The organism is Corallococcus sp. RDP092CA, from assembly GCF_041903675.1.
In the GTDB taxonomy this organism is placed as follows: Bacteria; Myxococcota; Myxococcia; order Myxococcales; family Myxococcaceae; genus Corallococcus.
Window position 1 is genome coordinate 1 of the sequence record NZ_JAYESI010000039.1, and the last position, 11,944, is coordinate 11,944.

The 11,944-nt window shown below is 69.2% G+C and carries 7 protein-coding genes, 1 pseudogene and 1 CRISPR repeat array; of the genes and pseudogenes, 4 read left to right on the plus strand and 4 right to left on the minus strand.

The features are described from left to right. Positions 1–145: 145 nt before the first annotated feature. The 4 genes and pseudogenes from U8525_RS30000 to U8525_RS30015 form a co-directional block, all read right to left on the minus strand. Positions 146–481: a hypothetical protein gene (locus U8525_RS30000; protein ID WP_374270127.1), complete on the minus strand. Its 336-nt coding sequence runs from the start codon at positions 479–481 to the stop codon at positions 146–148. 54 nt (positions 482–535) lie between these two features. Continuing rightward, positions 536–2,974 (minus strand): annotated as a pseudogene (locus tag U8525_RS30005) (DEAD/DEAH box helicase family protein); the annotation flags it as partial. 17 nt (positions 2,975–2,991) lie between these two features. Then, on the minus strand, positions 2,992–4,320 hold the full coding sequence (locus U8525_RS30010; protein WP_374270128.1) for a reverse transcriptase family protein: 1,329 nt from the start codon (positions 4,318–4,320) through the stop codon (positions 2,992–2,994). A gap of 267 nt (positions 4,321–4,587) precedes the next feature. After that, the gene (locus U8525_RS30015; protein WP_374270129.1) at positions 4,588–6,543 is read right to left on the minus strand and encodes a M3 family metallopeptidase; all 1,956 of its coding nucleotides are present in this window, start codon (positions 6,541–6,543) and stop codon (positions 4,588–4,590) included. Positions 6,544–6,778: 235 nt separating this feature from the next. Here U8525_RS30015 and U8525_RS30020 point away from each other — a divergent pair, with 235 nt between their 5' ends. From U8525_RS30020 to U8525_RS30035, 4 genes are all read left to right on the plus strand, one after another. Then, the gene (locus U8525_RS30020; RefSeq protein ID WP_374270131.1) at positions 6,779–7,246 is read left to right on the plus strand and encodes an Lrp/AsnC family transcriptional regulator; all 468 of its coding nucleotides are present in this window, start codon (positions 6,779–6,781) and stop codon (positions 7,244–7,246) included. An 89-nt stretch (positions 7,247–7,335) separates the two neighbouring features. Further along, entirely contained in the window at positions 7,336–8,640 is a 1,305-nt protein-coding gene (locus U8525_RS30025; RefSeq protein WP_374270132.1) for a phytoene desaturase family protein, read from the plus strand. Positions 8,641–8,965: 325 nt separating this feature from the next. Continuing rightward, a CRISPR array of direct repeats spans positions 8,966–9,261; the repeat unit is 22 nt; unit sequence CTGTCGGACAGTCGGACAGGTT. Between the two features lie 115 nt (positions 9,262–9,376). Beyond that, positions 9,377–10,336, plus strand: coding sequence for a sigma-70 family RNA polymerase sigma factor (locus U8525_RS30030; protein WP_374270133.1), 960 nt, complete (start codon positions 9,377–9,379; stop codon positions 10,334–10,336). 149 nt (positions 10,337–10,485) lie between these two features. Beyond that, positions 10,486–11,844: a hypothetical protein gene (locus U8525_RS30035; protein WP_374270134.1), complete on the plus strand. Its 1,359-nt coding sequence runs from the start codon at positions 10,486–10,488 to the stop codon at positions 11,842–11,844. Positions 11,845–11,944: the final 100 nt, after the last annotated feature.

Consider the following 11,944-nt stretch of genomic DNA (forward strand, 5'->3'; position numbering starts at 1 on the left):
GCGCTCGCCGCCATTGAGAACCCAGGCACGGTCACACTTCCGAAGAGCCAGGACTGACGGTCGCTCCTGCCGGCCGTCCCGGGCGGGTCAGCACGGCGCCGGGACGGGGCACGGCGAACAGTTACGATTTCGACGCCGTGCGGAATCATCGCGCTGTGCTCCGCCCCGCGGCCTCGAGTGCCTCCAGCGCCACCCGCACCGTCGCCGCGTCCGCGCCAGCCGGCACCAGGACACGTGCGCCTTGCACTTCGATGATGACCTGGGCGGCCCTGGGCGCCGCCTCGACGGAGGCCGGGGTCGTGACCAGCCGCACCATGGGCAGCACGGCGCCCGTCTCACCGCGCGCCGTCCCCGCCAGACGACTCGACCACCGATACAGCGGGCCTGTCGTGAACTCCTGGCCCTTACAGTGCTCCGCCGCACTCAGCCCGCTGGCGCGCCAGTCCGCGACTCGCTTTCTCCACAGCTCCGCGTTTGCCATGCGCGCCACCCTGCTCGCGTCGGCTCAGCTCTGCCAGACGGGGCTCATGCAGCGGATACCCTTCTCATGGGGGGCCGCGTCCGAGCCAAGCAGTCGCCGGTAGGCATCAATCCGCCCAGCGTCATCAATGTGGAGGAGTCGACCGCAGGCACGGCGCAGGGACGCCTCATGAGGGCCTGCCGGGAGTACTGGGAGCCCTGCGTCCTGGCACAGGTCCGACCAGCTCTTGTCCGCAGCATAGATGTCTTCGATCTCAAGCTCGGTCTCTGCCAGGAAGCCGCTGAGCGACATGCTCGCGGCGGTCTCGGCATAGCTGCGCAGCTCCTCCACCTTCTCGCTCCAACGTGAAGGGACGGCGTTGCGGATGCTTGCGAGGACGATCTCACTCGCGACGCGGTCAAACTCCATGTGACAACCCGCTGGGAGAAAGGGGAAGCCTTGCTCAACTTGCCTGGCCACTTCGACGCGAGTTCCACCTAGCAGCGCCCGGAGACGCTGGTCGAACCGGAACTCCGCATGATGGTGGCCGACGAAGTCGAGGACGGTGCACACCGATTTGGACGGATGACGGCGAAGTCCGCGGCCCAACTGCTGAAGAAAGAGCGTGGGACTCTCCGTAGGCCTCAGCATCAAGAGGGTGTCGACCGACGGGACGTCCACGCCCTCGTTGAATAGGTCGACCGAGAACACGACGTTCACGCGCCGCTGCGCCAAATCCCGAAGCGCCTGGCGTCGCTCATCATCAGGCGTGTCAGACCAGATCGCGATGGCACGAATGCCCGCAGCACTGAAGGCCCGCGCCATAAAGCGAGCGTGCTCGACGCTCACGCAGAACCCCAGTGCTCTCATCTGCGAGAGGTCTTCTGTCCGGCGTGCGACTTCTTTCAAGACGAGGCGCACCCACGCGTCATTGTGCGTGAACAAGTTCGAGAGGCTCTCGACGTCGTAGCCACGTCCGCGGCGCCATGGCACCTCTCGCAGGTCCATTCCGTCGTGAACGGCGTAGTAGGCGAAGGGAACGAGCCGATGCTGGTCGATGGCATCCCAGAGCCTCAGCTCCGCAGCAATTCGGCCATCAAACCAGTCGAGCACGGGCATGCCGTCGCTTCGCTCCGGGGTGGCGGTCAGCCCAAGCAACTCCGCAGGACGGAGGTGCTCCAGGAGGCTTTGGTAGGTAGGGGCTGCGGCGTGGTGGAACTCGTCGACGATCACAACGTCGAAGTGGGCTGGGTCCAGATGCTTGAGCCCCGTCGCCGTCAGGCTCTGGACAGATGCGAAGACATGCTCGAAGTGAGCGGGTCGCTCGCCGCCCACCCACAGTTCTCCAAAAGAATGCTCGCGGAGCGCATGGCGAAAGGTTGCACGGGTTTGCGTGAGGATCTCTTCGCGGTGGGCAACAAAGAGGAGGCGAGCGCGAGGAAGGGCCTCGCGCAGGCGCGCGTAGTCAAGTGCCGCCATGACCGTCTTGCCTGTACCCGTTGCGGAGACGAGCAGGTTCCGGTGATGGCCACACTGCCGTGACAAGGCGATCTGTTCGAGCAGTCGCTCCTGAAATGGCTCAGGGCGAAGTTCAATGGGGCTCAGTTCGAGTTGCGAGTGGTGGTCGTCAGCGCTTGCCGTCCGTGCCAGGAACTGCTCGCGGTCGTATGGAACAAAGTCCCCGCTGTTCCAGTAACTTTCAAAGACCGCTGCGACCTTGTCGACAACGCTCGGGTTGCGTGCGCGCGATGCGCGAACGTTCCACTCGAGGCCACTGACTTGCGCAGAATGGGTCAAGTTGGATGAGCCGATGTAGGCCGTCGAAAACCCTGACCGACGGTGGAAGAGCCACGCCTTCGCATGGAGCCGCGTACTGCTCTGGTCGTAGGACACCCGGATGTCCGCTCCCAACTCCCGGAGTGCATCGAGTGCCCGTGCCTCTGTCGAGCCTGTGTAGGTTGTCGTCAGCACGCGGAGGCGCCGGCCTGGCTGGCAATGTGCACGGAGGGCCTCCAGCATGGGGGCAATTCCGCTGCGCCGGATGAACGCCATGACGACATCAATTTGGTCGGCTGAGTGGATCTCCGCGAGCACCTGATTGCCTACGCGCGGTTCTCCGGGGGCATTTGTAAGCAGGGTCGTGTCGAGGAGTGGGATGAGTGGCTCAGAGAGTGTCTCGGTGCGGCCATCGGGGAGCTTTCCGAGAATGCTGCGAAGCATGCTGCCGGGCTCCACCGGACGCTCGCCCGTAAGGGCGCTCGCATTTGTTGCGCCGACAACGAGCTCGATGACCTTGCGCGCCAGGGCCGTGCCGACAGCAACTCGCTCTTCTCTATCGAGCGAGGCGATGGCTCGTTCAATCACCCGAGCCAAGTGGAGGCCGATGCGGTCCGCCGCCTCTGCTTCATGAAGTGCTGAGCGGTTGGCTTCGAGCTGAGGGTCCAAGGCGCTGAGCTGATCTTGGAGCGCTTCGGTGAGCAGGAGGTCGTAGAGACCGCGTTCGTTCCGCGACATCCTTTGATTCTATCCCCTCAGTCCCAGGCAATCTGGTCGAAGAGTGCGCGCAGCCTGGCTCCGCGGGCGGGGTGGAGGTGCGTCACCCAGGCAATCCTTCCGCGCAGGTGCGCGCGAAAATCGGGATGGCCGTTGGTGTTCTGGCTTGCTGGCCCTCGCGTGCGGCACAGGTGCAGGAGGGCCTTCAGCCGGTCGTAGTCCGCGCGGCGGAGGGCGGGGTGCTGATTCACCACCACCCCTGCCAGCCACTGCTGATGGCCTTGGTGCATGACCCGCGTCTTGTCCTCGCGCACCGTGAAGCCCTCTTCGCGCACGATGCGGCGCACGCACCGCAGCAGCCGACGCGTGCTCCCGGGCCTCGCGTCGCCTCCTGAGAACGCCAAGTCATCCGCGTAGCGCGTGTAACGCAGACCCAAGGCCGCTGCGAGCGCCGACAACCGGACGTCAAGCTTGTACGCCGCGAGGTTGGCGAGCGCGGGCGAGGTCGGTGCGCCTTGTGGCAGGTGCCGCGACTCCAGCCTCCGTGCCAGCAGCCAGCGCGCGTCCACCTCCCGGGCATGGCCTGCCTTGCGGGCCTTCGCGACGACTGCGCCGGGCGTCCGGTTCGTGCAGAGCCTCGCCAGGGCCCCCGCCACGCCATCCGGATACCCGGCGGCACGGAACACGCCCCAGACCCTCGGAGGCCTCACGGAGAGGAAGAAGTCCTCCAGGTCCAACCGCACGACGACCGCTTGTCCCGTGTGCGGCTCGACGAAGCCGCGGATGCCCCGGCTCTTCACGAAGCCGTGCGCCGCTTCGTGCGGAGGAATCCGGTCCAGGATGCCGTGAAGCACTTGGCGCTGAAGTCTCGCAAGCGCCTCGCTGGGCTGCTCGAGGAGTCGATCGCCGCCGCTGCGCTTGGGAATCCAGGTGTAGCGATAGCGCCGCCAGCGCCCCGGCGATGACGTGTGCTCCCGGCCCGACCCATCCGCGAGCCAATCCAACTGGGCGGCCGTCACTCTCAGCCAGTCCGCGAGGTGCGCCTGAGTGGGTAGGTCGGGAACGGGCCACGGTTGGCGTCCCATCTCTGGCTCGGAGGTGAGCCAGCGCACGACCCGCACCGGCATCGCGGGATTCGCACAGGCGCGCTTCAACGCGACCCGTGTCGCGAGCACCTCTGCGAGCAGCTCGAGCCTTCCGTGTGGCGGCCGGGGAAAGAACCTCAGCGCGCTCCGCGCGAGCGACCGGAGCCAGGGGAACCGGCCGCCCACAACCTCGGCGCCGTTCGCGACCATGCTCGACACCGTCCAGGGAGCCGCGAGGAATGCGGACGCAAGCGCCCGGGCCACCACGTTTCGGTCGCTCATCCGCCACGCATCCGCCATGCGGCGGTCCGGTCCCACCTGTCCCGTCTGGCGTGGCCCGCTTCGCGGCTTGCCGCGAGGTCGGCCACGCGTGGGGAAGTGCTCCGTGTATGAATTCCCCGGGGGTGCCCCGGAGAGGCAGGGGACCGTGTCTCCACGGACCGACTACCTGCTGAGTTTCCAGACCGCCGCATGACGTGGAAACCGTACACGGGGCCGGGGCTCCGGTCGAGCCTGGCGCGCAGGGTCCGGACGCTCCCTCCCGATGACTCAAGGGGCGGCCGGCGCCTGGGTCACGAAGCCGCGCTCTCGCATCAGGGCGTCGAGGCTCGCGTCCCGTCCGCGGAACGCCCGGTAGCCCTCGAACGGGTCGACGGTGTTTCCCACGGACAGCACGTGTTCGCGCAGCCGCGCGGCCACCTTCGCGTCGTAGGCGCCTCCGCCTTCCTGGAAGGCCTCGAACGCGTCCGCCGCGAGCATGTCCGCCCAGAGATACCGGTAGTAGCCCGCCGCGTAGGCGTTGCTGGCGAAGACGTGCCCGAAGTGGGGCATGCGGAAGCGCATCCCGACCTCCTCGGGCGCACCCGTCTGGCGGAGCACGTCGCGCTCGAAGGCGTCGGGGTCGATGCGCCTGCTCCCCGCCAGGTGCATCTTCATCTCCACCAGCGCGGAGGTCAGGAAGTCGACGGTGTAGAAGCCCTGGTTGAACGTCGCCGCCTTCTGGATGCGGGCCACGAGCGCCTGCGGCATGGGCTGGCCGGTCGCGTGGTGCACGGCGAAGCGGCTCAGCACCTCCGGCGTGGCGAGCCAGTGCTCGAACAGCTTGGAGGGGAACTCCGCGTAGTCGCTCACCACGCGCGTGCCGCCGAGCGACGGGTACGTCACGTCCCCATTCAGCGTGTGCATCGCGTGGCCGAACTCGTGGAACAGGGTCTGCGCGTCGCGCCAGCCCAGCAGCGCGGGGCTCCCCGCCCCCGGCTTCACGAAGGGCATGCTGATGGCCACCAGGGCCGGGACCTCGCCCCGGAAGCGCTCCTGGACGCGGTACGTCTCCGTCTGCCCGCCGTTGTACTTGCCCTCCCGCGCGTAGGGGTCGAAGTAGAGGAGCCCCCGCTCGCGGCCCGTCTCTCGGTCCTTCACCGCGAAGACGCGCACGTCCGGGTGGTAGACGGGCACGTCCGGCGCGGGCGCGAAGGTGAAGCCGAAGAGCTGGCCCGCCACCCAGAACATGCCCTCGCGCAGGGTCTCCAGCTGGAGGTAGGGCTTCACCTCGCTGTCGTCGAAGTCATACGCCTGCTTGCGCACCTTCTCCGCGTAGTAGCGGTAGTCCCAGGGCGCGATGGGCGCCTGCTGTCCCCGGCTCCGCGCAATCACAGTCATCGCGGCGACCTCTTCCTTCACGCGCGCGACGGCGGGCGTCCACATCGTCTCCAGCAACTGCATGGCCCGTTCCGGGGTCTTCACCATCGCGCGCTCGAGCTGCCGGTGCGCATGGGTGGGGTAGCCCATCAGCTTCGCCTGCTCCGCGCGCGCGGCGAGGATCTGCTTGATGACCGCGTTGTTGTCATGCGCGTCGCCGTGGTCCCCGCGGCTGTCGTAGTTGCGCCAGACCTTCTCTCGCAGGTCCCTCCGGTCGGAGTACGTGAGGAAGTCCGCCACCACCGAGCGGGTGTTCGCCACGGCCCACTTCCCCGGCTGGCCTCGCGCGCTGGCCTCGGCCGCCGCGGCCCTCCGCAGGGGCTCCGGCAGGCCCGCCAGGTCCGCCTCGCGCTCCAGGAGCGTGTAGCGCTTCTCGTCGGCGAGCACGTTCTGGTTGAACGTCGTGTAGAGCGTGGCGAGCTTCTGGTTGAGCGCGGCCAGGCGCTTCGCGCCCGCCGTGCTCAGCAGGGCGCCCGAGCGCACGAAGTCGTCGTAGTAGTACGCCACCAGGCGCTGCTGCTCCGGCGTCAGCCCGGCCTTCGCGGCCGAGTCCCGGACCGCCTTGACGCGGCGGAAGAGCCTCCGGTCCTGGGACTGCTCGTCCCAGAACGCCGACAACCGGGGCGCCATCGCGCGTTCCACGGCCTGGTACTCCGGGGTGCTCACGAACGAGGACCACGCGTTGTAGACCTCGTAGACGCGGTTGAACGCGCGGCCGGAGTCCTCGAGCGCGGCGACGGTGTTCTCGAAGGTGGGGGGCTCCTTCGAGTTCGCGATGGCGCCAAGCTCGCTCCGTGCCTGTGCCATGGCGGCCTCGAGCGCCGGCGTGAAATCCTCCACCCGCACACGGTCGAAAGGCGGAACGCCCCCATGCGGCCCGGACCAGGGCGCGAGCAGGACTTGCGGCGACGAAGCGGGGGCCGCGAAGGCCGTGCCCGCCAGGAGGAGGAGGCATGCAGCGATTCTGTGTCGTGGCATGCGGACAGAATACGGGTCAGGATTGTGCGCCATCCATCGAATGGAATTCGCCTGGGAGCCCCGAATGGCCGCACTCGACCGAATTGATCGCGCGATTCTGGAGGCCCTCCAGAACAATGCGCGGCTGTCCAACAAGGAGCTGGCCGCGCGCGTGGGGCTGGCCCCGTCATCGTGCCTCGCGCGGGTGAAGCGGCTGGAGACGGACGGTGTCATCCGCTCCTATCGGGCGGACCTGGATCCGCGCTCGCTGGGGTTGGGGCTCCAGGCGCTCATCGGCGTGCAGCTCCGGCTCCACGTGGGCGAGGCCTTTGGCAGCATCGGGGACCACCTGCGCTCGCTGCCGGAGACGGTGGCCGTCTACTGCCTGGGGGGCACCACGGACTTCCTGGTGCACGTCGTGTGTCGGGACACGGAACACCTGCGCGTGCTCACCATCCAGTCCTTCACCAGCCGTCCGGAGGTGAGCCGCATCGAGACGTCGCTGGTGTTCTCCTTCGCGCGCTCGGGGCTGCCGGTGGACCGCGGCGCATGAGGAACACGGCCCTGTAACCTTTGCGCGTGCTTCGTCGTGGTGGCCGGCGGATGCCTGGAGTGGCCTGGGCGCCTGGACGGAGGGCGGACATGCAGCGGATGAGGGTGGCCGTGGTGGGCGGGGGGCTGGGCGGCCTCACGGCGGCGGCGTTGCTCGCGCGAGGAGGCTGCGAGGTGACGCTGTACGAGCGCTCGAAGCACCTGGGCGGACGGGCGCGGACGACGGAGGTGGAGGGCTTCCGCTTCAACCTGGGCCCGCATGCCCTGTACCGGGCGGGGGCGGCGTTGCGCGTGCTGGCGCGGCTGGGCGTGAAGCCCACGGGAGGCATTCCAGCGCAGGCGGGCTCTCATGCGCTGCTCGCGGGCCGGCTGCACACGCTGCCCCGAGGCGCCGTGACGCTGATGACGACGGACGTGCTGTCGCTCGCGGGGAAGCTGGAGGTGGCGAAGCTGCTGGCGGGACTGGCCCGTATCGACACGCGGTCCCTGGGGGCGCTGTCCCTGCGCGAGTGGCTGGAGACGCGTCTGACGCGCAAGGACGGCCGGGCGCTCCTCGCTGCGCTGATCCGCGTGTCCACCTACTGCGCGGACATGGATGCGCTCAGCGCGGGGGCGGCGCTGAAGCAGCTCCAGTGCGCGACCGCCGCGAGCGTGCTGTACGTGGATGGCGGCTGGAGCACCCTCGTGGACGCAGTGGAGCGCGTGGGTCGCGAGGCCGGTGCGCGTCTGGAGTTGTCCGCGCGGGTGGCAGCCGTTGCCCTCCAGGAAGGCGGTAAGCGGGTCGAAGGCGTGCGGCTCGCGGGGGGCACGGTGCACCGCGCGGACGCGGTGGTGTTGGCGGGGAGCCCCGCGGACGTGGCGGCGCTCCTGCCGGGCGACGCGGTACTGGCGCGGGAGGCGCGGGAGGCGGTGCCCATCCAGGCGGCGACGCTGGAGCTGGGGCTGTCCGTGCTGCCGCGGCCGGAGGCGTTGTTCGCGCTGGGCTTGGACGGGCCCTGGTACGCGTCGGTGCATTCAGCCTCCGCGAAGCTGGCCCCGGCAGGGAGCGCGATGGTGCATGTGGCGAAGTACCTGGGCGGCGCGGACACAGCGGCGAGCGAGGCGGAGCTGGAAGCCGTGATGGATGTGCTTCAGCCGGGCTGGCGCGCGAAGGTCGTGGCGCGGCGCTTCCGTCCCTCGCTCATCGTCAGCGCGGGACTGCCGTGTGCGGCGAACGGAGGGCTGCTGGGGCGTCCCGCGGTGGAGGTGCCGCACGTGGCCGGGCTGTACCGCGTGGGTGACTGGGTGGGCGCGGAGGGAATGCTCGCGGACGCATCCCTGGCGAGCGCCGAGGCCGTGTGGCAAGCCCTGATGCGACGCACCAGGACGTCCCAGCGCCGCGCGGCGGGAGCCTGAGTCGAATGGACGTACACGCCAGGAGCCCCTCCCCGGAGGCGCAGGGCAAGAACCTGTCGGACAGCCGGACAGGTTTGGAGCACCTGGGGTGGGCCCTCGGCACTGACTCCAGGAAGCGGAGACCTGTCGGACAGTCGGACAGGTTTGGGGGACCATGCGGGGCCCAGTCGTGATTCCGAGTGGCGGAACTTGTCGGACAGTCGGACCGGCTTGGGGGGGCAAGCGGGACCCCATGGTGAGCCCGGATGACAGAACCTGTCGGACAGCCGGACAGGTTTGGGAACACCGTGCGTGGCCGGGGCCTTGGCTCAGGCACCAGGAAGCGGACCTGTCGGACAGTCGGACAGGTTTGGGAACACCGTGCGTGGCCGGGGCCTCGGTGCTGGCACCAGGAAGCGGGGACCTGTTGGACCGGTTTGGGAACACGGGGTCGGGGCGTCGGCACTGACTCCAGGATGCGGAGAGCTGTCGGACAGTCGGACAGGTTGGGTGGAACAGGCATGGACCGTGGTGACTCCGAGTGGTGGAGCCCTGTCGGACAGTCGGACAGGTTCGTGGACCGTGGCGGGCTGCCGGTGCTGCCCCCGGGCTGCGGGAACCTGTCGGACAGTCGGACAGGTTTTGACCGGTCCGGGCCCGGAGGGGCTCGGTGTGGACGTCCAGGGGCTTGGGGCTCCAACCATGGCGGTGCTCCGCTGCCGCTCCTGGATTGTTGGAGCGTGAGGACTTGAGCGGGATGGATGCACAGGCGCGAGGTGCACTGGAGCAGGCAGCGCGTGACCACGAGCGCTTCCTCTGGGGGCTCTGCTACCGGATGACGGGCGTGGCCGCGGACGCGGATGAGCTGGTGCAGGAGGTCTACGCTCGCGCGCTCGCGACGCCGCCGGAGCGGATGGACACGCTGCGGCCCTGGCTGACCCGCGTCGCCGTGAACCTGACGCGGGACCACCTGCGCCGGCGGCGCCGTGAGGCGTACGTCGGACCGTGGCTGCCCTCTCCGGTGGAGACCGGAGACGAGGAGGTCCCACCCTCGGTGGAGGCGCGGCTCCCCGGGGGCGGCTCGACGGAGGGGCGCTACGAGCTGCTGGAGAGCGTGTCCTTCGCCTTCCTCCTGGCGCTGGAAGCCCTGTCACCCAAACAGCGGGCGGTGCTGCTGCTGCGCGATGTCTTTGATTACTCGGTGCTGGAGGTGGCCGAGGCGCTGCGCATGTCCGAAGCGAACGTGAAGGTCGTGCACCACCGCGCCCGGACGGCCATGGCCGCGTATGCTCAGGCGCGCTGCGTGCCCACGCGCGACGTGCAGGCTCGCACGCGGGCCGCGCTGGCGGCCTTCCTGGGCGCGCTCGTGATGGGAGACGTGGCCGCCGCGGAGGCGCTGCTGGCCTCGGATGTGCGCGCCCTCTCGGACGGAGGCGGCAAGGTGCGCGCGGCCCTGGTGCCCATCGTGGGCCCCCGGCGCGTCACCCTCTTCATGCGCCGGCTGATGGAGCTGAGGGGCCCTCCCGTGGCGTGGGAGGCGCGCATGCTCAACGGCCTGCCCGCCGTGGTGGCGGTGTTCTCGCCGGCGATGGATCCGCTGCTGGCCCTGCGCGCCGTGATTCGCGTGGACGTGGATGCGAGCGGACGCATCCAGGCGCTGCACTCCGTGTTGGTGGACCGGAAGCTCACCGGCGTGCGCATGCCCGTGCCGGCATGACTCGGACTTCTGGAAAAATGGCTCTGGTAGATCTTTCGTGAGGCGCATCCGTTTGAGCGGGTTCCCAGGGAGAGGTGGGCAGGGCTCGCCACGTCCAGCAGAGAGGAACTCGAGTGATGATGCGGAAGAGGTGGGTCTCCAGGATCCTGATGTTGGGTGGTCTGACGCTGCTCGCCGCTTGCGGCCGTGAGCCCCGCCCCGTGGAGGTCATCCAGGCCCGGGGACCTGGAGACGTGGCGCTGTTGATCGAGCGGGAGGATGGCGCGGGGCCCTACGTCGAGAGCACGGCGGAGCGCTTCCGGGTCGTCGCCTCGGGAGAGGCCCTCAAGTCCGTGCGCTGGAGCGCCAACGCGGGGACCCTCGCGCCCTCCGCGGAGCGGGTCACCTGGACGCTGCCGTCCGCGGGGACGGCATCCCTGACCGTCTCCATCGAGACGGAGTCCGGAAAGACGGCGGAGGGCGCGTTCCACTTCAACGTGGTGGCCGCGCCGCTCGCGTCCATCACCGCCATCGACCCGGGGCCAGAGGTCACGGGGAGCAGCTGCGACATCGCGTTCGACGACGCGGGCACGGGCCACGTCGTCTACATGAACGACACCCACAACAGCCTCTGGTACGCCAGCTGGGACGGCAGCACCTGGAAGCGGGAGCAGATTGACGGGGCCGGGCTCAACAACGGCGGCGTCTTCGTCCAGAAGGGCGTGCTGGCCGTGGATCCGGCGACCGGCACGCCGCACGTCGCCTATGCCAGGGGCACCGGCAACCTCTCCACCGCGACGCTGCGGCTGGCCTATGCCACGCGAGTCAATGGCGTCTGGGTCCGCGAGGAGGTCGACGCCGGGCACGTGAACCGCATGGCCCTCGCGCTCAACCCGGCGCAGGGGCAGCAGCCGTCCATCGTCTTTGGCACCAGCGCCACGGGGAGCGTCAAGGTCGCGACCCGGACGGCCGCCAACACGTGGTCCATCACGCCGCTCTCCGTCGCCTCCCAGGTGCTCACGAGCGACGCCCTCTTCGACGGGAGCGGCGCGCTGCATTTCATCACGTACCAGCCCGTGGGCGGCGCCTACAACCACACCCTGCGGGTCCTCACGGGGGCGACCGTGGAGTCCTTCCCGCTGAAGGCCGCCAGCTCCATCCCCTGGTTCGCGATGGCCTGGGCGCCGGAGCAACACCTCCTGGCGCTCGCCAATGGCATCAATGTCGGCGAGCCCTCGGCCATCGAGGACATCGCGCTCGCGACGCCCATCGCGTCCAGCAGCCGGAGGGCCTCCCCCGTGGACTACGGCTATGGCTCGTCGGACCTGGCCTACGGCGCGGACAGGCCGGTGGTCGCCCTGCGCAACGGGACGACGCTGGCGCTCGGCACGACGGACGCGCAGGGCTTCTGGACGTACACGCAGCTGGGGACGGTGCAGGACGCCACCCGGCCGAGCGTGGCGGTCAACCCTTGGACCGGCCTGGCGCATGTCTGCTACCAACGGGACGGCAAGGTGACCTTCCAGTAAGCCGTTCACTCCCGCATTGCCCCAGGGGATGAAGCCCCTGCCCAAGCGCTCCTCCCGTCACCAGTTCCCTGGGGTGCGACGGAGCGGGCGGACGGGGGGC